This is a genomic window from Lacticaseibacillus yichunensis (genome assembly GCF_003946405.1).
Lineage (GTDB): Bacteria > Bacillota > Bacilli > Lactobacillales > Lactobacillaceae > Lacticaseibacillus > Lacticaseibacillus yichunensis.
Genome location: NZ_RHOG01000022.1, coordinates 1 through 19,784, shown reverse-complemented (window position 1 = coordinate 19,784; position 19,784 = coordinate 1). Strand labels below are relative to the sequence as shown.

20 protein-coding genes are annotated in these 19,784 nt (G+C 53.2%); all 20 read right to left on the bottom strand.

The window, feature by feature from the left end; translation table 11 throughout:
- Nucleotides 1–10: 10 nt before the first annotated feature.
- A complete protein-coding gene (locus EKM95_RS07580; RefSeq protein WP_125697244.1) occupies nt 11–3,109 on the bottom strand; it encodes a phage tail protein in 3,099 nt (1,032 codons plus the stop codon).
- Nucleotides 3,109–4,620: a distal tail protein Dit gene (locus EKM95_RS07575; RefSeq protein WP_125697243.1), complete on the bottom strand. Its 1,512-nt coding sequence runs from the start codon at nt 4,618–4,620 to the stop codon at nt 3,109–3,111. The genes EKM95_RS07580 and EKM95_RS07575 overlap by 1 nt, the downstream gene beginning before the upstream one ends.
- On the bottom strand, nt 4,617–8,972 hold the full coding sequence (locus EKM95_RS07570) for a phage tail tape measure protein (protein WP_125697242.1): 4,356 nt from the start codon (nt 8,970–8,972) through the stop codon (nt 4,617–4,619). Before EKM95_RS07570 ends, EKM95_RS07575 begins: the two co-directional genes overlap by 4 nt.
- Nucleotides 8,972–9,112 (bottom strand): hypothetical protein, encoded by a 141-nt coding sequence (locus EKM95_RS11660; protein ID WP_164510123.1) that lies wholly within the window; start codon nt 9,110–9,112, stop codon nt 8,972–8,974. Before EKM95_RS11660 ends, EKM95_RS07570 begins: the two co-directional genes overlap by 1 nt.
- 5 nt (nt 9,113–9,117) lie before the next feature.
- A complete protein-coding gene (gene gpG, locus EKM95_RS07565) occupies nt 9,118–9,531 on the bottom strand; it encodes a phage tail assembly chaperone G (protein ID WP_125697241.1) in 414 nt (137 codons plus the stop codon).
- A 70-nt stretch (nt 9,532–9,601) separates the two neighbouring features.
- Nucleotides 9,602–10,201 (bottom strand): major tail protein, encoded by a 600-nt coding sequence (locus EKM95_RS07560; RefSeq protein WP_125697240.1) that lies wholly within the window; start codon nt 10,199–10,201, stop codon nt 9,602–9,604.
- A 27-nt stretch (nt 10,202–10,228) separates the two neighbouring features.
- The gene (locus EKM95_RS07555) at nt 10,229–10,639 is read right to left on the bottom strand and encodes a phage tail protein (RefSeq protein ID WP_125697239.1); all 411 of its coding nucleotides are present in this window, start codon (nt 10,637–10,639) and stop codon (nt 10,229–10,231) included.
- Between the two features lies 1 nt (nt 10,640).
- Nucleotides 10,641–11,021, bottom strand: a complete 381-nt coding sequence (locus EKM95_RS07550; RefSeq protein WP_125697238.1) for an HK97-gp10 family putative phage morphogenesis protein — start codon at nt 11,019–11,021, stop codon at nt 10,641–10,643.
- Entirely contained in the window at nt 11,011–11,343 is a 333-nt protein-coding gene (locus EKM95_RS07545) for a phage head completion protein (RefSeq protein ID WP_225423229.1), read from the bottom strand. Before EKM95_RS07545 ends, EKM95_RS07550 begins: the two co-directional genes overlap by 11 nt.
- Before the next feature lies 1 nt (nt 11,344).
- On the bottom strand, nt 11,345–11,692 hold the full coding sequence (locus EKM95_RS07540) for a head-tail connector protein (RefSeq protein WP_125697236.1): 348 nt from the start codon (nt 11,690–11,692) through the stop codon (nt 11,345–11,347).
- A gap of 196 nt (nt 11,693–11,888) precedes the next feature.
- Nucleotides 11,889–13,046 (bottom strand): phage major capsid protein, encoded by a 1,158-nt coding sequence (locus tag EKM95_RS07530; RefSeq protein WP_125697235.1) that lies wholly within the window; start codon nt 13,044–13,046, stop codon nt 11,889–11,891.
- A 31-nt stretch (nt 13,047–13,077) separates the two neighbouring features.
- On the bottom strand, nt 13,078–13,701 hold the full coding sequence (locus EKM95_RS07525; protein WP_225423227.1) for an HK97 family phage prohead protease: 624 nt from the start codon (nt 13,699–13,701) through the stop codon (nt 13,078–13,080).
- Entirely contained in the window at nt 13,667–14,908 is a 1,242-nt protein-coding gene (locus EKM95_RS07520) for a phage portal protein (RefSeq protein ID WP_125697234.1), read from the bottom strand. The genes EKM95_RS07525 and EKM95_RS07520 overlap by 35 nt, the downstream gene beginning before the upstream one ends.
- Nucleotides 14,909–15,091 carry a hypothetical protein gene (locus EKM95_RS07515; protein ID WP_125697233.1) on the bottom strand — a complete coding sequence of 61 codons (183 nt, stop codon included), beginning with the start codon at nt 15,089–15,091 and terminating at the stop codon, nt 14,909–14,911.
- Between the two features lie 11 nt (nt 15,092–15,102).
- Nucleotides 15,103–16,809, bottom strand: a complete 1,707-nt coding sequence (locus tag EKM95_RS07510) for a terminase large subunit (RefSeq protein ID WP_125697232.1) — start codon at nt 16,807–16,809, stop codon at nt 15,103–15,105.
- Nucleotides 16,806–17,261 (bottom strand): P27 family phage terminase small subunit, encoded by a 456-nt coding sequence (locus tag EKM95_RS07505; protein WP_125697231.1) that lies wholly within the window; start codon nt 17,259–17,261, stop codon nt 16,806–16,808. The genes EKM95_RS07510 and EKM95_RS07505 overlap by 4 nt, the downstream gene beginning before the upstream one ends.
- A gap of 112 nt (nt 17,262–17,373) precedes the next feature.
- Nucleotides 17,374–18,186, bottom strand: a complete 813-nt coding sequence (locus tag EKM95_RS07500; protein WP_125697230.1) for an HNH endonuclease — start codon at nt 18,184–18,186, stop codon at nt 17,374–17,376.
- 5 nt (nt 18,187–18,191) lie between these two features.
- Nucleotides 18,192–18,356, bottom strand: coding sequence for a hypothetical protein (locus tag EKM95_RS11655; RefSeq protein ID WP_164510125.1), 165 nt, complete (start codon nt 18,354–18,356; stop codon nt 18,192–18,194).
- 1 nt (nt 18,357) lies between these two features.
- Nucleotides 18,358–18,684, bottom strand: a complete 327-nt coding sequence (locus tag EKM95_RS07495) for a thioredoxin domain-containing protein (protein WP_125697229.1) — start codon at nt 18,682–18,684, stop codon at nt 18,358–18,360.
- Nucleotides 18,677–19,663 carry a metallophosphoesterase family protein gene (locus tag EKM95_RS07490; protein ID WP_164510124.1) on the bottom strand — a complete coding sequence of 329 codons (987 nt, stop codon included), beginning with the start codon at nt 19,661–19,663 and terminating at the stop codon, nt 18,677–18,679. The genes EKM95_RS07495 and EKM95_RS07490 overlap by 8 nt, the downstream gene beginning before the upstream one ends.
- Nucleotides 19,664–19,784: the final 121 nt, after the last annotated feature.

Genomic DNA, 19,784 nt, shown 5'->3' with positions numbered 1-19,784 from the left:
GCTTCGCCTCCTAGTTTGCCAGCACCGCACGCAGCGCAAACTCGTTTTGTGGATCAACCCCGTTTGTCGCGTGTCCGGTGATTTTCGTGTCGGTGATCAGCAACATCTTTGTGACCGTTTTATTCGTTGAGAATGTGGATAGTGGGAAGTTCATCCCTTTGCCCGAGTACATTTGTGCGTAGTACTTGGGCACAAACGACGCCACGAACTGCGCGTCACTTGTTGCTCCATTGGTGTAGCGAGACCATAGGATGATCCAGCCGTTGAGACAGTCGCTAAGCGGCTTGGAAGGTGTAATAGATTGAGTCTCCAGCATCCACATACCGCCCTGCCATAGCAATTTGCCAGAATCGTTGAGGGCTTGTAGATCCCAGGCACCCAGCTGACCGAGCTGGCCAAAACTGTTGGTGGCGGTGAATGAGGAATTGACAGGGTCCACGCGCATCTCAGACCAGTCACCGCTGGAGAAGTCAGATCTTGCAATGAGGCGTCCGGCGTTATCAATGGTCGTGGTCCCAGTGTAGCTGCCCGCAACGGTGCTCCCCATGATGGCGCCCTTAGTCAAGGACTTGTAGCCGTGGCTGTCTAGGGTCTGGGTATTGGTGATCGTAGCTCCGCTCGTGAAAGTGTCCGATCCATCCGCCTTATAAGAATTGCTGGTGGAAAAGCTCGAGCCAGTGAACGTGACCCCCTCAAAATTCATGCCCTTAAAAGTGGCGGCGACAATCATAGAAGCTGTTATCGGCGTTGCTACCCAGGAAGTACCATTGCTGACATAGACCGCCGTAGCTTGGCCGTCTGCATTTGTGAGCCAAAATTGACTGTTTGCAGGACCAACTGTAGACGGAAGGGCGGTACCTTTGGCAAAACTAGTGATGTCCTTGCCTGCTGGCCCCTGCGCCTGCATCCAGGTGTACTTGCTGGCAACCGTACTATCGGCCGCTGTCTGGTCGGAGTAAACACCAATATATGTCGCACCAGTGGCGCTGGTAGTGGAGAACCCCAGCGTGCCGGTCGAATTCTGTGCGTACGCGGTGTGTAAGTAACTGGTCAGCCCATCCTTCCCGTCTTGGCCATCTGCGCCAGTGTGTCCGACTTCACCCTTGACGTACTGCCAAGTGTAGGCGGTCGGGTCTGTCGGGTCAGCCTCCGTGAAGTCTGTCACGGTGCCAATGTAAAGACGATTACCAGCTTCGCTGGTCGAGAAGTTGGCCGTGCCGTCCACGCTATCCGCCCAGGCTGTGTGAATGTACGACGTCTTACCGTCAGCCCCCGGCGTCCCAGGTGTCCCCTGCCCGCCGTCCTTACCGGGGTCGCCAGTGACCTTTTGCCACAGTCCCACATAGTCGGCGGGATCGTCGCTCGGCACCGCGTCCGTTTGGTTCGGCTTCATCGCGATGTACGCTTTGCCCGCCGCCAGTGGACTGATGCCAGTGCCCTGGTCATCATCGGCGTAGCGGATCCACGTATACGTCTGCTTGATAGTCGCTCGCAGTGTGTCCGCAATGGCCTGCAGCTCAGGACTGATACCCGACTGTTCCTTCACAAACTCGCCAAATGTCGCGTCAACCGTGCCCATCGAATAAGAATGCGTCAGCGTTAGAAGCCGTGTCTCGATGTACTGGCCTTCTTCGGGGTCGGCTAAGTGCACCCGATCGCCTACGCGTACACCATCAGGCAGCACAGCGCCCTCAATCTCATATGAGACGGCTGGCGTATTGTGCGCCTTGAGGTCAGCCAGTGCCAAGTTAAGCAACTTACTTTGCACCTTGCTCAGTAGCTTAGCAGACCCTGCGTTCATCGAAGCGATATCCGCGTTGTCAGTGGAAATCTGCTTGTTGTACTTTACGATGTCCGCCTTGTACTCGGCGATCTTCTTGTTATAGCCCTTGATGGCAGTGTTGGCGTTGGCAATATAGGTCTTCTGGTTGGGGATGTACCGGTTGTTGTTAGTGATCGACTTCTGCTTTGAGGCAATTGACTTGACCACTGTAGCTGTCTGCGACTCAGTCTTCAGCTTGGCGATGTCCGCGTTGTACTGAGTAATTCGTGCTTGGTAAGTCTTGATGCGGGCGTTGCACTGCGAGATGTACATGTTCTTGTTAGCGATGTACTTCTGCTGGTTAGCAATCTGCGTGTTCGCGCTGGTGATTTTCTTTTTCTGCGCGGTGATGTCCTTGGACTTGCTCTCAATCTCCTCTGGGTACTGAGAGTAGCTAATGTCCGACTCAATCCCCGTCGTGTATGTCTTAACGCGCTGGAGGTGGTGCGCGTCGGCACTCAACCCGGGCGTATACAGTCCACGACTCCAGAGCTTTACAGCCTCAGTGTCTCGCAAGATACCATCGGACCCCAGGACATAACGGCCATCAGACGACTGCCACGTGTGGCCCTTCAAGGTGATCGGTTTATCGTTAGTGCCATGCGTGTCAGCCTTTGCTTTGACACTGGTAAAGAGTCCGGTAATGTCAGTAGTTGTGATCAGATCATCAACATTGAAATCGCGGATTAGCTCGGCATCAGTATCTGACCCCCGTTTCTTGTGAATGTCGATGAACTTCGTTAGCACGCCATCGACAAACGTAAAGCTGAAGCTCAGCTCAACGCCAAATCCCTCGGCTACTTCGAGGATACGTGCCAGAGCGGTTTCATCTTCGGTGTCGAATGTGAGCTTGAGTGCAGTGTTAGGAATCTCATTGGCCCCAATCGACCAGCCCGAATCAGAAGTAAACTCGTCCAGATAGAAGTCAATGGTGTAGGCATCGTCCGCAGCGTAGGCGCCCACGGTCTCATCGATCAGGTCGATACCGGCGTCTTCCGCTTGAATAGTCTGAGTACCCTCTTTCGGGCTCCGCTCGGTGTGCGTGATTTCCATAAACACGCTTTCGCCATCGTTATCTTTGTATAGTAAGAAGTTGCCACCGGCGGCCATAGTCGCGACGTCATCGGATTGGCTAGAATCAAAAAAAAGTGTCGCCGTCAGCACTCGTTTGGATATTTCAACGCTTTGTACGTCTTGATCGTTGCCGAATTTGACAGTACCCGGCGTATCGTCAGTGGTGGCGGTGCCGAGATAGCCAAAACTTCGGTCAAAAAAGTAAAAGTCCATTAATCGAACGCCTCCTCCAACGTGATAATAGTGACAGGCTGAGTGGCCCAGTCAGAGACAACCGTCTGAATATCTGTTTCCGGTTCAGTGATCCCAAACTTGTCCCATTGATTGCCGATGGTGAACAGCGAGCTTGGCGCACCGTTAAGCATTACAGAATGGGTGCCGGTGTCGACAGTCAGAACGTCCCCAGCTGAAAACGTATTCGGAATATCGATGTCGGCCGCAGCGTTTATCCAAGTGAAAGAACAGTTCGACCAGAACACACCCATCGGGAAGTAATCTACGCTCCGGTAGCCGGAGAACCAGACGGTCATTGCATCGATTGGAACCTGACCGAAATCCTCAATCGAAAATGAGTACTTTACGGACATGCCGCCAATTTGAAGGGTGGTTCCAGATTTGACTGTGTTCAGGATGAACGTTGCCGTGTCGCCACGCCGCTGCATCTCAAGCTCACAGAAGTCTAGTGGCAACTTCTTGAGATTGATACTAACTGACTTGACCTGACGGCCGTTCACATTCATATCCATCCATGCGTCGTTCTTTTTGATCGTGGACGACCGCAGAATGCACGTCATCACACCGTATCCGGCGCTCTCAAGTGTGGTCTCAATACGGAACATCCGTGTTGTGACCGTTGGAATACGGTACCGGTTCGAGAAGTTAAAGGAACCGGTCTGATCGTCATCATAATTGCCAACGATGTCGGCGTGGAGCGATGGGCCTAGCCAACAAGCACCCCAGTCCTGAGCAATGAAACCAGGTGAGGCCGAGTTCTTGTCCCCGTTGAGATTGCCGTAAACCATTGCGCCATCAAACTTGTTGGGTGTGCTGGTGTCGTTGAGGTTGTAGGCGTATTGCATGAAGCCTGTGTTTTCGGTAGCGCCGGCGGGCTTAGTCTCCATACTAAACGCAATGGCCTTATCCGAGCTTGGCGCTGGTATCTTATCGACTTCTTCCAATTTTCCAAACTGAAGCACTCCACCCGTGTTCGGATTGATGAAGCCAACAAAGCCATTGTCGCTTTGCATTTGTGCTTCAAGCACCGGCCACGCCTTCGCTGTGCCCACATTCTTCACCACCGTTGTATCAGTTGGTGATGTGAATGTCTTTGGCGTAACAGCGTGGGCCAAGCCATCAGGACCGGTGAACGTCAGTGTGATGTCTGTGAAGTTTGCATAGCGAGCTTCATAAGTTTGGTCGCCGTCAAAAATAGCACTAAAATAGCGCGACGGGTCGTTTGAGAAAACCAGTCGCGCCGGCGCGTCTGTGTCAAGCTGTGCCAGGATAGCGTCACGTGTATGTGCTACGTTTGTACGAGATAGGTCAGACACGAGGTGACAGCCCAGTTCAATCTTGTTCGCTAGGTGCCGCGAATAATTGAACAACGAGCCGTCTGCGCGTCCGACTGGTGTCAACGTCGCTTCCTTACTGAGAAACGGCATGGACAGCGTCTCGACAACAACTAATTTTGAAAAATCATAATCGTTAAACTTAAACGAGATCATACAATTCCCATCCCCCTCTTCTTAACGCTTTCGTTCCGTTGATTGATTTTTACCAGTTCAGGATTGATTACCGCCGCAACTCGTTTTTTGTCCATATAGATGTCGATATCCTTGTCGAGCAGTTGCTTCAGCAAGATGGCGAGTGTGCTCAGGCCAGCGACTACAGCCGAGTTGTCCGTGGCCGCTACGTTAACGGTTGGCGTTGAGTTGCCGGTGGTCATCTGCATCGCATTTATCTCGTTGATCGTGGCCGAATAGTTTGGCGTGCCATTGGCAAACTGCGGAATGTTGTAGAGCGCCGCGGCTTTAGCGGCAGGAACGACTGCATCACCTTTGGCCAGCGGTGTGATGACGTTTCGGTCCTCAAAATAACTTACCGTGTTGGTTGCCTTGTGGATGATGGCTTCACGATAAGTCTGGCCGGGCGCATCGTTGACCATCGCAAGGCCGCCAGCGAAGTTTGTTGTGCCGTTTTTGAGATGGAGCAGCTTGCGAATTTTATCTGATATATTCGCCACAAAGTTAAACGTCTTGGTGATGGTCTCGTTGCCGCCAAATGCCGTCCATGATTTCTTTGCGGCTGTCAGCGCGCTGGATGCGTTATCCTTACCCTTAGCTGTCTTAGTGCTTCCCATGCCTTGACCTTGCCATGCCTTCGCGGCCTTAGTTGCGCGGTTGATGTCAGGCGATGCGTGGTCGGCAGCGGTTGGCATCTTGGTCTTGCCCACGTCCTGCTTCTTGAATTTGTTCGTATTGTCAGTTGCTTTCAGCATCTTGTGATTGAAGATTCCGGTGTCAGCAGTCGGCTTTTTTTCCGTCGGGTTATGGTTTTTATTGAAGTCATCCACAAGCTGGCCGGAATCAATTAACTTCTGCCGCAAGTCCTTGTCATTCATCAGCGCTTTCTTGATGCTATCAGGCAAGGTGGCAAAGTTGTGATATTTGATGGAGTCGTTGGCGACCTGCTTCAAGAAGCCTTCGTCCTTGAACACGGCCTTTTTCGTCGTGTCATCGAGCTTTGCGAACTGACCATATTTGAGATATAGCAAGCCCACATCAGCGGCACCCTTAGCATCAACGATGGCCTTTTTCTCAGTCCATGTGAGGCTGTTCCACTTCTTGCCTTGGATTAACGAGTCAATCAGTGGCGGCGTGGCCCTGTCGTTCACAACGGCCTGCTTTTCATCGATCGTCATCTTATTCCAATCGCCGGCCTTGATGAGACTGTCGGCAAGCGCGGTGTAGTCGCCGTTAACGATTGCCCGTTGCTCTTTGAGTGTCAGCTTGTTCCAGCTCTTGAACTTCTCCATGACGTCAGCAAGCTCACTACGGCCTTGCATCCGAATGACCGCATTCTTCTCCCAGTCAGGCATTGTCTTCCATTGCTTGCTGGCGGCCATCGCTTCCACGATAGTTTGCTTGGCGTTGCTGGTGATTTTAGCGTTCTTGAGGTCAAACTCCAGCGCCGCCCATCCCTTCTTGGTGGATGCCGTTTTTGTCAGTACCTCATCGAGGTTAGTCTTGACTTTGCCAGTCTTCGGGTCGAGCACCAGCTTGTTCCAATCGTTGCCAGCCTTCTTAGTCGCGGCGTCCATGTCGTTAGTAATGGAGGCCGCAAACTGTTTGTTGCTGACGACCGTCTTGGACATGTTCTGCTGATATTCAGTCAGTAGGTCTTCAGCCGCGCCGTTGTAGAAGCCAAAATTATCATAGAGGTTCTTGATAATCTCGTCTTGGCTCATGCCCTGCTGCTTCATCGCTTGAATGGCGCCGAGGCGAATGGACTTCAACTTAGACTGCAAGTCATTCTCAAGGCCAGCCAGCGCCGCATTGCGTTGTTTGGTGGTTAGCTGGTCGTTGTCATTGATCTCGCGTTGCTTGTTGCCATATTCTTTGATCTCCTGCATTTGAGCGGTGTGGACTTCTTGCAACTGCTCCGCCGCCTGCTCCTTGGTCATGTTTGTACGCTGACCGAGCACGGCTTTGATGACGTTGTTTTCCGCTTTACCACCCAGTGACAGAGACTTCACGGCTTCGGTCGCGCTGTCCTGTTGAAGGTTCTTGATGATTTGAAGCTGGTCAGCAGTCAGCGCCTCTTGACCTTTAGCGGCCGCCGCTGTGATGGCCTTAGCTTTGGCAGCGTTAGACTGCAGTTGCGCAATGCGTTTTTTGTCAGCCGCCTCTTCTTTAGCTGTTGCCGCGAGCAATTGGTCTGCGGAGTCGCCGCCGAGTGTCGCCGCCAGCTTCTTTGCCGCTTTAGCAGACTCATCAGAGGCCTTCTGCGCCGCTTTAGTCATAGCATCGAAGCCAGCCGCGATTTGCTTGGCGTTCGTCTGCGTGGACTGGTTCGTGTTGTCAAGCGCGCCGCTGATTTGACCGGAGGCTTGTTGCATCGAACCGGCCGCCTTAGATGCGGACGCTCCGATGTCGGAACCCCACTTCTGCGTGCGCTGTGCAGAGGCTACGGCTTCCTTTCCCCATAGCTCCCACACGGCAATGCCGGCACCAACGGCGACTGCGAGTGCAGACACTACCGGCACGGCTGGCGCGAGTGATGCTACAAGGCTTGTGCCACCGCCCGCAGCAGTCTCCATCGCGCCACCGGCCTTGACGGCTTCGAGCGCGGTCTTCGAGAATGCTGACTTAAGAACTTCCATGCCAGTGCCGCCGGCTTTAGCGGCAGTTACTGCACGTCCAATGCCCAAGGCGGTCTTAGCAAGCCCGCCCGTGACACCACTGGTCACCTTCATCACCTTGCCGAGTGCGCCAGCAACAGGGCCAGCGGCGGCGGCAAGCAGTGCCCACTTGATGATGCTCTTCTGCGTCTGTGCGTCCATCGCGGAGAACTTCTGAATGAGTTTGGTCGCATCGTCCACGATCGGTGCGAGTGTAGGAAGCAACTGTTGACCAAACGAGATGCCCAGTGCCTTGATTGACTGCTGGAATCGCTTGACCTTGTTCGCCTGCGTGTCATTGAGCTGGTCAGCAACCTTCTTTGTGGCGCCGGCGCTATTCTCAGTCTCTTTAGTGAGGTTGCGAAGCGTGGTCGTCCCAGCCGCCATCATCGCGCTAAACGCTGCTTGGTTCTGCCGGCCGAAGATGGCCGCCAGTGCGGAGGCCTTCTGTTGCTTGGTCATGCCAGCAAGTGATGCCGTGAAGTATTCGATAATCTTCGGCATATCACCCGCATTCTTTTTGAGATAACCAGCGTCCATGCCGAGGGACTTAATCTTCTGCGCGACCGCACCAGATGGATTGATGAGCGCGGTCAGAATGCCACGTAAGTTAGTGCCGGCCTTCTGGCCCTCAATTCCCTGGTTAGACAGCTCACCGACAGCCGCCGCCGTGTCTGAGACACTCATGCCAACAGACTTAGCGACAGGGCCAACATAGCTCATGGCTAGTGACATATCACCAAAGCCGGCAGCAGTAGCGTTGGCTGCATAGGTCAGCTCATCCGTGACGGCCTGCGTGTTCTTCAATTGGCCAGCCGTGGTGTTAGACTTCAGGCCAAACTGCTCCATGATGGACGCGGTGGCTTGCATGACGTCTTCCAGGGGCTCACCAGAGGCCACTGTCGCGTCAAGAATGGACGGCATCGAGCCGAGCACTTGATTTGCACTGAAGCCACGCTTGACCATCTCAGACAGCGCGTCATTGATCTCATCAGTGGAGATTCCGTATTGTCCAGCCCACTTGAGGCTTGACGCCGACATTTGGTCGAGAGAGTCGCGATATTTCTTTGTAACGGCCGCGCCGTTTGTCAGCAGCGGCCCAATGGCGTCAATCTGCGAGCTGAAGCTGATGGCAGACTTGACTGCTGTGCCCAGTCCCGCAACGATCGGTGCTGTGACACCCATGGTCAGCTTCGAGCCAACGTTTGTCAGGCCGTTGCCGATCTTGCCAGATAGCGTGGAGAATTTCTCCAGGCCTTCGCCAGCCTTAGTCCAACCAGACTGCTGAAGCAAGATGGACTTGTTCAGTGTGTTCATCTTGTTGCGGAGTGCTTCTATCTGTGCGGACGTCTTATTGTAGGCACTGGCAGCGTTAGCCGTGCGAGCGTTGAGCGTCTGCTGCTCTTTGTCAGTCTTGGCGGTCGCGCCGGACAGCTTGTCATAGGTGGCTTTTTGCCGAGCGAGCTGTGCCTCGTAATTCTTCATCTGGCGCGCAGTTGCTTCATAGGATGCCTTCATCCCGTTGACGGTCGTCTCATTGCCTTTAGACGTGGCATCGAGGGCCTTCAATTCGGCTTGCGTGGCCTTAATGGTCGAGCCGAGCGCCTTTGCAGACGCCTGGAACGGGTCGATATTCAGACTAATCGTGGACGCAATATGTCCCAAGTTTCCTGACATTATTTACCTCCTTTCCCTGCGAATAAAAATGGAAACGCCTTGTCAATGGTGGTCTCGAGAACCGGCTCTTGCTCCTTAGTGCCAATGAGCTTGTTCAGCTCGGAGAAACGCGCCATATCATCCAGCGTCATCTCGTCCACGTCAGCTAATGTGTAGCCTTCTTCGCGGCGAGCGTTGTAGAATCGGTCAAGCTGGCGGAGGGCTTTGTCGACGTCCGCCGTGGTGATTTTTTTGGTTCGGCGTCACCCGACGGTTCTTCCTGCCCGGCTGCCAGAATGCCGCTAACGGTGACATAGATGTTGTTCACCGCGTCCTTAGTCGCGCCGTCGATGACTTCATCCTTGGTGAATTGCCCGTGGAAGAAGTCGACCGCAAACTTCGCGAGCAATTGCTCTTCCTCGTCGATGTCTTGGTTAGTTGCGCCGTCGTCGCGCGACATTTGCTGAAGCCAATTGCGTTGGAGTTTGGTTGCGTTGTTGATGTCGCGCAAATGTGGTTCATCGTTGCGGACAAATTTATTCAGTTTGCCATCAATCTCAAGTTCGATTTCGTATGCCATGTTTTCCTCCTAAGCGCCGCCCTGCCGGCTCGCAGTACTGTTTATTTCACAGGCGACAAACTGTCAGTGATTAGCCTTGAACGCCGCTAGCAGGCGTCACAGTAATCTCAGCTTCGTCAGAAGTCTTCGGAAACACGCACTTGTGGAACTGCTCGAAGTTGAAGTCTGGATCGGACTCGCGGCCAATCAAGATCATGTTGCCGGTGTCGGAGTCACCACGTGGGGCCGCAGTGCCTTCGATCTTGTCGGCAGTCGGGTCAGGCGTGCCGTCAACCGTCTTGACGTCAATACCAGGCAAAGTGAACTTAGCCTTGAGGACGGCGACCCAGATTCCTTTGCCTTCTTCATCGCGAGTCTTAAGCAAGAAGGCAATGTCGTTCGGCACAAGGCTCTTGTTATAGAGGGCAACGCCGCCCACGGTCTCAATGCCGTAGAAGTCCTTCTGCGCATCGGGGCCAATGTCGTAGTTTTCCAGCGACAGCTTGGCTTCGCTGATGCCGCCAGAAACGGTCACATATGGGCCGTCATCAGCCGCGAGCGTCTTAACCTCAGCAGTAATTTCCAGCGTTGCGCTGGTCATGCCAGGCAACTTCTTGGTCTCGTCCGCAACAAGGTCACCTTTAACGACCCCGTATTCGGCGTGGGAAACACCAAATTTAACTTTTGTCATTTCGTTCTCCTTTATATTAAAAAAGGACTACCCCAGCGGCAGTCCTTGATATTCGTAATAACCAATGATCATCCGCAGACTCGGCGTGTCGACATCCACGTAGGCGTCCTTGTAGTCGCGTTCCCAGCCTGCCGCGTGCATCACCGCGTAGATCTGGCTTTGTAGGTCAGCATAATCAGTGGTCACGGGAAGCCAGGCATCAACTTGGACACGTGGATATTCAGCGACGCGCGCATCGTCCGCATAATCGGCAGCGTCCCCAGGCAACATGGTCACCCGCATAAACGGTGCCATCTCATCCGGCGTGGTCTGAAGCTCGTCATATGGCGGCGTCGTGGTGAAGATGCCAGACAAGCTGTTGCCCAATGGTTGCCCGCGCATCTCATCGAGAGTCTCTTTGAGTGCGCCCAGAATGGATTTAACTGTGAATTCGTTCATGTCACACCTCCAGATGCTTGAGCATTGCTGCAATCACAGCATCGCGCGTTTTCTCTTCGGTGGCCTCAATAAAGTGTTGTGGGGATTGCTTGCTTGTCCCTGAGTTTGGGAAGTGCGCATATCCGCCCGTCTCTTTGTCATAGCCAACGTCCACAGAGATGTCGCCAGTCTTGTCCGTCACCGCGCCCAGCGCCACGTGGTCGGCTAAATGGACAGCATCAGCGCCAGGGCCGTCCGTGTATTCCGGCGTATTCTCGGACAGTGCCTTAGCAAACACCTCGGCACCGTCCTTCACGGCCTTGCGCGCATTTGCTTGGATGCCTAGGTCGAGCGCCAGCAGTTTAGCCTGCAACTCATCAATTCCAGTCGTCTTAACTGACACGGGGCTTCACCTTCCTCTTCGCCGTGGTGATGGTGGTGATGTCGCGCCGCTGATAATCCGGGTCAAGTCCCGTGATGTCATATAGCACGCCATGCCACCGGATACACCACGATGGGTCGATGTTACTGTCAGTCAAGAAGCGGATGATGAATGTCGGCTTCTCTGTCCGCACGCCGAGTGTCGTTTGCGGATCGTTCGCCTCACGCAACGGAACCTTGGGTACCTCCGCCCACACAGTCATCTGGTCAGTCGGGTTGTCCGGCACGATGACGCCATTCACCTCGGCCGGTGTAAGTGACACAAAGGTAATGCGTTCTCGCATATTAGTCGTTCGCATCTGCATCACCCGTTTCAGTGCGAAGCTGGTTCACGATGCCAGCGACCGGCGTTAGCAGGGGATAACGCATCACCTCGGCGCCTTCGCCGCGATAATCGTATTCTTCCTTCACTTGCCGCATCATGGCCGCAAAAAAACGGTCGCGGGTGGCGGTGGGTGTCAGGAAGTCTTCCGGCGTTGAGCCGAAGCGGATGGCCGTGGCAATCTCTGATCCAGCATCATGGACAAGTTGCATCAGCAGGTCGTCCTCCACCGTGTTGTCGACCTTGCAGTACATTTTCAGCACCGCAAATTGGTCTTCGGTCAGTGGATCGGTGTTCAGTTGTTCAGCCATGGCGCGCCTCCTTATTCAGCCGGCACAAGTGCCAACAGGTCAGCCTTCAGCGTCTTGCCGGTGTGGTCGATGCCTTGGGCGTCAAGCCACGCCGTGATGTCGGCCACGGTCTGGGCGTCAGTCGGCTTCACACTGCCAGCGGGGTCGAACGTATCCGGAGTTGTGGTGGTGTCGCCGCCGTCATTCTCGGACGGCGTTACGCTTTTGGGTCAACATAGGTCAAGAAGAAACCGGCATTCTTGTCAGCAACCGCAACGCCAAACCGCATCCCAGCGCGCAGGTACTTGCCATAGACATCATTGTCCACCCACTGAATGTCGAGATCGGCCCGGTCAGCGAACAGAATGGCGCGGCTGACATCACCCAAGAACGCATTGCCAGCACCAAAGGACTTGTCAGACACAACAACAACTGGCATCCCCAAGATAGACTTGCCGGAAGCGCTGGTGATGTCATCGTGCAGCAGATGACGGCCGTTGCCATCCTTGATGGTGTCCAAGAAGTTGTAGAAAGTCTGAGATGCGATCAATGCGCGGTTATAAGCCGGGTCGAGGTCGATGTTAATGATATGCTTGAGGTCATCAACGGTGGAGACTGTCTTCGCGGTGAGCGTCTTGAATGCTGCCAAAATGACACTATTGGCGGTGCTTCGCTTCAACTGGCGGCCATTTTCGGCAACGATGCCAACTAAGTCAGCGGCACTGTCGTCGATGTCTTCCTGAGAGATAGGAATGGAGCCACGATAGGTGCCAATCTTCCAGTCAACTTTGGAGAATTCTGGCTTGGCCAGTGCCGGATTTTTTTCCAGCTCAGCAACTTCGTGAAGCACGCCATCCACATTTTTCAGAATTGGATATGTGCCGCTAGCTGTTTTTGCCGCGATTACGTGCGTGAATGGCTTGAGGTCGCTAACGGTCTCAAGTTCGCGTTGTGGCACATAAGTTTGGGCAATGGGAATAGTCAGCGTATTGTCCGCAGACTTGATGCCATTGTCAGCTGCTGTCTCGGACACAACGGCGTCTTCACGCAGACTAATAGTCATAGACTTGCTCAAGTCCTTTGCGCGGATGAAGTCATTAACTTCCTTACGGCGGTCTTCAGTCGCTGGTGCCACCTTCGCCGGTACTTGTTCACCCTTTAGCGCCATTTCGTACAAAGAGCGCTTGCCTTCCATGTCATTAATTTCCTTCTCTGCGGCTTCGACAGCAGAACGCTTGTCTTGTGCCGCCTTAAAATCTTCTTCGCTCTCGGCCTTTTCAGCCAACGAGCGCACTTCTTCCTTCATAGCAGGCAGTGCCGCCCGCTTTTCGTCGAGCTGTTTACGCAGTGCGGCGAGCTTTTCGTCTAAAGTCATACTTGTTTCCTCCTAATTAAAAAAGGCCCCTTTATAGGCCTTCAGTGATTTGTTCACGTTTTAACTGCTTGACCAGTGCATCGCGGTCTTCTTGCCACTTCGGCGGCTGGTCAAGTTTGTTGATCTCTTCGAGTGATCGTGCACCCACCTTGACCTCTGTGTCAGGATAGGCTGGCGTAGTCACCGGAGACACGTCATAAATGTGGTCGATTGACCGGATGAGCCGGTTATAAGGTGCCTCAGCATCCCCGTCACGTGTCCACTTGTCAGCGTCGGTGTCATCTGGGATTGTGAAAGCGAAGCTGGACTGCGAGACAACACCGGAGCGGATATTCTCCACCAGATCGTGGCTAAGCTGCGTGTCAAGCGGTGTCAGCTCATAACGCAAGCCAACTTCATCCACGGTCAATGTGAGATTAATGCCCGTGCGGCCTAACACTTGCGACTGGTCATGGTTAAACAACGCAACCACGTTAGACAGGTCGGCATTGTCGAGTGCGTGCGGGTCGATGGTCTCGCGGAACCGATAGTCGCCGTAGCCGAGCGGGTCAGATTGACGATTAAACTTCAGCGCATAGCCGGTGATGGCCTGCGATTTGCCTTCTTCGGCATCACGCAGCTCAATCGGCGTTGTCATCATGCGAATTTCCTTCATGTGCATCACCTCCTTTCGTTGCCGCCTTAGCGGCTTGATAGGCTGCACGTTGGTCGAGCCAAATAGTGTTGAGATTGCTCTCGAGCCGATTCATGTCGGGGTTATCAATCGACTTCATGCCGAGCTTCTGGCGCGCCTCGTTACCGACGATGATGCCGTTGGTCTTCATTGACGCCACGTCTTGCACGCTCGGCCCCGACACCTTGGACGTGTCAAACTCAATCTTGAATTTGTGTCGCTGCTCATCATCAAGCAGCTTCATCTCGGCCTCGGTGGTGATTGGCTCAAAATAGAACGGCATATCGTTGACGATGTAGTCATCAGACAACTGCTTAACGGACTGGTTCGGGCTGTTTTGCGCCAGTCGATAAGCTGGCACGCGCAAGGCTTTTGCAATCTGTGAGGTGGAATAATTGTTCGATGTGATGAGGTTCAGCACGCTGGTGTCCACTTCGAGCGGTTGATACTCCACGGTGTCATCTACCACCACTGGTGCACCCGAGGCGGCTCCAGATTGGGCGCGTTCAAAGTCTTCACGCATCTTCTTGCGAGCATCAGCAGACAACTTGCCTTTAGCCTTGAGCACTGACCCCTTGAGGCCCCCGCCAAAGAATGACTTGAGCGTCCCAATGCCCTGCTCTTGCAGTTTAATCTCATCGCCGAGCGATAGAAGCGGCGAACGGCCAGTGAATGTGTCATAGCTGAAGAACTTCCAATGAAGAACGTCTTCTTGCTGACAAACGATGGTGTATCCGCTGTTATATGGCGTGAAGCGATAGACAACGTGATTCGGGTCTGTTGTGTCGACCTCAGTCTGCGACGGCGCATAAAACTCGAGCATTGACGGTTCATTGGTCAGCGGGTCGCGCACGATGCGGGAATATGAGTTGCCGGTCAAAATGGCGTTCACAGTCATCGCAAAGCGCCACTGATAAGCAGATAGCCGGCCATTGACCTTTGTGTTCAGCAGATATTCGACATTTTCGAGCGGCACGATGGTCTCTTTTGCCTTGTCTTCCACAATCATGGGGAACCGTGCCACATCCCCCGCAATGATGGACACGGCGGTCAGCACGTCACTGTTGCGAAGCGCACTGATGCCCACATAACCACCACGGAATGACGGCAGTGTCCCATCTGCAAGCAGTGAGCCAGCCCAATTTGGGTCTGCATCAGTTGCATAGTCCAAACTTCTAAATAGTCTCAATTAATCACCTCCTTTCCCGTCAGGAATCATCAAGATAACGGCCAAAATGACCATCAATAGGCCAGAAACGGCCAACCCCACTGTCAAACTCACCGAAAAGCCTGCCGCCGCGAGCAATAAAAAACCAGCAATCAGGACGATTGCCGGCGCGTTTAGGACGATTAATTTGATTAAATTTGCCATTATTCATCCCCCTAGAAGCCGAAGTCATCGCTAAACACGCGGTCATCGTCCAGATAATCATCAATGTCAGTGCGGAATGCCACGGCGTAGGCATCCAGCGCCGCGTCCAGCATGTCAATCTTGTTCGTGTAGCGGTTCTTGTTGATGCGCACACCGTTGTTGTCACTCATCAGCACGGCATTCATTGCGGCCGCACGCATGATGCGGTTTGCGGAGTGCTTTATCTTGCCAGAGATTAAGTCCATTCTGAATTGCTTGGTCGGCATGGACAGTGTGAGTGTGCCCTGCCTAACTTCGACCATTGGCCACTCGGGATGATTCTTCTCAATCATGGTCAGCAATGGGCCAAATTGATACGGATCATACATAATTCCTTGAACGTCAAGCTCATTGTCTTCGATGAAGCCTGCGAGCCACTCATAAACGCGGTCGTTGTCGATAATGCCAGACTCCAGCGTTGACACCTCTGCTTCACCAGCGTTTGCCGCGCCGATGTAGTCGATGCGGTCAGTCTTCTGCTTGTTGTCGATGCCATCGCGGCTACCAACGAATGCATAACCGTCGAGCCACCAACTGCCCTCTTGTGGGATGAGCCACGTGATGGCGAACAAATCGCCCACGCGGCCAACGTCAATGCCGAGCCACGCACGTGCACCGTGGATGCTTGGCGCATCGCCTTGTGAGTTACTCCAGACTTCGGTGTCGATATAGCTGTCTTCGGTTGCTTGCCGCCAGATGTTCCAATTTTTGATTAGCTTTGAGTTAATTGTGCCATCAGCGCGAGCGGCCTTGAGCCTGCCAGTTAGATAATCGGTTATCTGGTCATGCAACGCGGGGACGTCCAGCAACGGGTTTGCTTTGATCCATAGCACAGGGTCATCGACCTCTTCGATGCCGTCCATCTCCGCGATAAACGCAAAGTAGCGGTCGTTTGTCTCATCCCCAGCCAGCACCTTCTTCGCATAGGGATAATTCTGCGTGTACATGGGCACGTTCATGTCAAACCCAGCGGTGGAGATGATGAACGTGAGGTAACTAGGCAACAACAGTTGGCCAGACGCGAGCGTCTCGAGCATATCGGTTGTCTTGGCGTTGGCATATTCATCCACAACGGCAACGTGTGGCTCATAGCCATCGACCAGGCCAGCGTCACGCGAGAATGAGCGGATAATCGAGCCATCGTCGAGATTAACGATCTCATCGCGAGTGATCTTAACCATCTGATTAATATCAGAATCTTTGCGGCACAACGCTTTGATGCGGTCCTTGACCATGCCGAACACGATGCCGGCCTGCTTGCGGTCGTTCGCGGCGGTGTATAGTTGCCGCTTGCGCTCAGGATTTTTGCCGAACAGAAACTCATAGGTGATGACGCCAGAAATGAGCAAACTCTTCCCGTTTTTCCGAGCCATAGAAATAAACGCGTCAGTGAACCGGCGCACGGTGTTGTCGTCCTTGTCTACCCAGCCATATAAGCTGCCAATGATGAACTTCTGGAACGGCGCGAGCGGTGTCGGCTTGCCAGTCTTAGGCTCGGGCAGCATCTCCATGAATGCGACGGCCTTGCCAGCCAACTCGGCGTCATAGATCCAACGCCAGTCGGTCCGTTTCAAGTCTTCTTTGTGGCGTTGGACGGCTTGAAGGACTGCCTTCGATGTCAGCAGCTCCCCACTCAGCACCCGCCCCACAAATGACGGCAACGGGTCTTTGAATGTCATCCGAACACCTCCTTGAGTGACTTCCGTTTCTGTTCCTCAGTCTTAGGCATATTCATTGCCATGCGGCTGTTCACGGATAAACCGAGGTCACTCGCTAATCCTTTAATTGCGGCGGTCGCCTTGTTCAGGATACCCACATAAGCAAAGTATTGCTCTTCATCCCCCACCGCCATGGCCTGCTTCATCCGCGTTGATGTGTTTTTATATACCGAATACCACGTGCAATAATTCTCCAGCTCCCCACGGTCGAGGTTTCGCAGCGGAAGTTGGCCAATGCTCTCCACTATGCGGCGATATTCTTGCTTCGCCAGGGGGTCGAGATGACTTGGTGGCGTCTTCTGCAATTCCGGCAATCCGTCTGCCGCCAGGAACTCCGCTTGTACCTTGGCTTCCTGCTGGAGCTTAGTCAGATTGCCCTTGCTTTGGCTCAAAACTTTATATTTTCCTGCCATACCACGTCACCCCCTTTTTCATAAATAGGGTGCAGCACTCCACTTTAGCCTATAAAATGGATAGAAAATGGGACGAGAAAAATAGGACGGCCGTTCAAGAGACCGAACAGACCTAACCCCCGACAAAACCGAGGGGGGTATCCCCACCCGCCGAATAGCCGGCAAACTTTCCGTCGGCCAAAAGTTGGTCAACCTTGTTGATTGCTTCCATCGCATCGAGTCGTCCTTGTTCCCGCAAACGCGCAACGCAAATCTCTCTTGATGTTGTCAATCGAATGTGATGAACATCTCTGTTCACCAGCAGACTGTCGAGCTTGTCGTCTGGATAAGTCAGGATGATCCACACATTGTCGAATGTCTGCTCTGCCTTGAGCTTACGAAGCATCATCTCATAGATGAGTTGCACATAGTCATGGGCGTTTATATTGTGAGTGTGCGCCGGTTGTCCAGTGAGCGCCGCCATCAGCGCATCATAGTCATAGATCAAGTCATGACTTCCACAATGATCTCTCACATATGTTGTCTTCCCACTTGCGGGATAACCAGCAATGACATTGATGCGCATCGCACGTCGCTCTCCCTTCTTCCGCTTAGCATTCTCCCTGCGTGTCTTCCAGTAGTGGCAGTCTTTGCAAAGGGCCTCCAGATTGTCCACGTTCAGTCTGTCTTCCCAATCGTCTTCGCTGGGGATGACGTGGTCAACCAGCGTGGCTTCCAATCCACATCGCTGGCAAAGGTAGTTGTCGCGCATCAGCACTTGCTTGCGAGTATGCAGCCACGCAGCGGAGTGATAGAAGCTCAGGTAATCGCTGTCGGCGTCCGCCCTACGCTGATTATATTGGCGGTCGGATGATTGCCGCGTGCGTTGGTTGACTGGCACAAGCGTTGGCTTACCATTGATGAAGGACAGCTTTTGCATGGGCATGGCCGTCACTCCTCATGTAATCCGGTGACGACAATTAGTCCGATCCAGAATACTATCCAGATGATCCAAGCAATCAGCGGCACGAACACCAGTAACCAACTCCATGCGATCAAGCCGAACAGCTTGGCCAGCACGAAGATCAGCGTCAGCAGTAGTACGAAGTAGTACATGTTAGTCAGCCTCCTTGTATTGGTTGATCTTGTCTGTCCTCATGTCGCACCATTGATCGCGCGTGCCATCTGGCTTGTACACGGTAACGACTGGCATAGACTTGTAGCCTTGCTTGCGGAAACGTGCATAGTCTTGTTCGTCAGCCATGATTGTTTGGACTGGCATGGCACGAGACAGCAGGTTGGATGTCATGCGACACTTGGCACAGTTTGGTTTGGTATAAATGATTGCGTGCATGTGTTTCTCTTCCCTCGATAGTTTCTCAATGATTGATCGCTCTATGCCGCTGACGTAGCCGTAGTCAGTTCGGATCATACGATTAGACATCGTACGTCACCCGCAATCTGCTCTCATCGTATTCAAACACCTTCCACGACTTATGGCTCATGGTGTAGCCGTTCTTCTTCTCGTAGTTGTCTGACGGCTTGGGTGTGCCCATCTGTCTAAGAATCACACCACTATCGTCGTCGACTACCTCATGATGGAAATGGCCGTAATGTACCTCGCGCCATGTAGAATTTGCCCATATGTCTGAATGCTCTGTTGCAAATAGCATTGGCAACTTGCGCAGCGCCGTATCGCCGTGGGCCATCATAATGCCAACGTGATCAAGTCTGAACGCTTGCCGATACTCAATGGTATTGTATACACTAACTTGCGGATAGCGATCACTCAGGCCATCAACGAATGCCCATTGCATGTCAAAATCATGATTTCCCCCAATTGCTCGTATTGAGACGTGTGCGGCGTTTTGCAGACACGCCTGTATGATTGCACCAATAAACTGTTTGGCCTCGCTCCACGCCTTTACGGTGTCCGCGTGGTCAAGCTGAGTGCCTTTGACCGTCTGGGTAGTCGCCATGAAGTCGGAATGAAGCAAGTCGCCGCCTAACTCAATGACAACGTGCTTGTAGCCTCGCCCAATAATCTCAATCAGATCGTTAAGCCTGGGCCTTAACATCTCCAATGTCGTGATACCGAAGTGTAAATCAAAAAGCGGAATCACCAAGTTATGGCGTCCCGCTTTGATATTAGTTACTCTGATCGGTGTGACATCTTCATTGAGCATCACCGACAGTTCCTTGGGCTGTAGTCCGCCCTTTGGTGCCAGCCGAATCTTACTCTGATACAGGGTTGCCTCGGGCGTCTGCTTCCAATAGTTGGAAGTCGCATTTGAAATACGCCATTGTTCTGGGTCGTATCCATGCGCCCTAAGAACGTCTTCTGGGGTGAGTTTCTGTCCCCTGACGACCTTCAGGATCGTCTCACTAGACTGTGTGCCATCTGAATCGTACTCGTTCGTCATGGGTGGCTGAAATTCAATTCCGAGCCTGTGTGACTTCGCCTTTATAGTGGATACTGAATATTTGTAAGTGCCTTGTTTTCATGGGAACCGTTCCGTTACTGTCGTATAATGAATGCAGAGG

Excerpts from the sequence above, each read along its gene's own strand:
- EKM95_RS07580 (WP_125697244.1), bottom strand. The coding sequence starts at position 3,109 with ATGGACTTTTACTTTTTTGACCGAAGTTTTGGCTATCTCGGCACCGCC.
- EKM95_RS07575 (WP_125697243.1), bottom strand. The coding sequence starts at position 4,620 with ATGATCTCGTTTAAGTTTAACGATTATGATTTTTCAAAATTAGTTGTT.
- EKM95_RS07570 (WP_125697242.1), bottom strand. The coding sequence starts at position 8,972 with ATGTCAGGAAACTTGGGACATATTGCGTCCACGATTAGTCTGAATATC.
- gpG (WP_125697241.1), bottom strand. The coding sequence starts at position 9,531 with ATGGCATACGAAATCGAACTTGAGATTGATGGCAAACTGAATAAATTT.
- EKM95_RS07560 (WP_125697240.1), bottom strand. The coding sequence starts at position 10,201 with ATGACAAAAGTTAAATTTGGTGTTTCCCACGCCGAATACGGGGTCGTT.
- EKM95_RS07555 (WP_125697239.1), bottom strand. The coding sequence starts at position 10,639 with ATGAACGAATTCACAGTTAAATCCATTCTGGGCGCACTCAAAGAGACT.
- EKM95_RS07545 (WP_225423229.1), bottom strand. The coding sequence starts at position 11,343 with ATGCGAGAACGCATTACCTTTGTGTCACTTACACCGGCCGAGGTGAAT.
- EKM95_RS07540 (WP_125697236.1), bottom strand. The coding sequence starts at position 11,692 with ATGGCTGAACAACTGAACACCGATCCACTGACCGAAGACCAATTTGCG.
- EKM95_RS07530 (WP_125697235.1), bottom strand. The coding sequence starts at position 13,046 with ATGACTTTAGACGAAAAGCTCGCCGCACTGCGTAAACAGCTCGACGAA.
- EKM95_RS07525 (WP_225423227.1), bottom strand. The coding sequence starts at position 13,701 with ATGAAGGAAATTCGCATGATGACAACGCCGATTGAGCTGCGTGATGCC.
- EKM95_RS07515 (WP_125697233.1), bottom strand. The coding sequence starts at position 15,091 with ATGGCAAATTTAATCAAATTAATCGTCCTAAACGCGCCGGCAATCGTC.
- EKM95_RS07510 (WP_125697232.1), bottom strand. The coding sequence starts at position 16,809 with ATGACATTCAAAGACCCGTTGCCGTCATTTGTGGGGCGGGTGCTGAGT.
- EKM95_RS07505 (WP_125697231.1), bottom strand. The coding sequence starts at position 17,261 with ATGGCAGGAAAATATAAAGTTTTGAGCCAAAGCAAGGGCAATCTGACT.
- EKM95_RS07500 (WP_125697230.1), bottom strand. The coding sequence starts at position 18,186 with ATGCCCATGCAAAAGCTGTCCTTCATCAATGGTAAGCCAACGCTTGTG.
- EKM95_RS11655 (WP_164510125.1), bottom strand. The coding sequence starts at position 18,356 with ATGTACTACTTCGTACTACTGCTGACGCTGATCTTCGTGCTGGCCAAG.
- EKM95_RS07495 (WP_125697229.1), bottom strand. The coding sequence starts at position 18,684 with ATGTCTAATCGTATGATCCGAACTGACTACGGCTACGTCAGCGGCATA.
- EKM95_RS07490 (WP_164510124.1), bottom strand. The coding sequence starts at position 19,663 with ATGACGAACGAGTACGATTCAGATGGCACACAGTCTAGTGAGACGATC.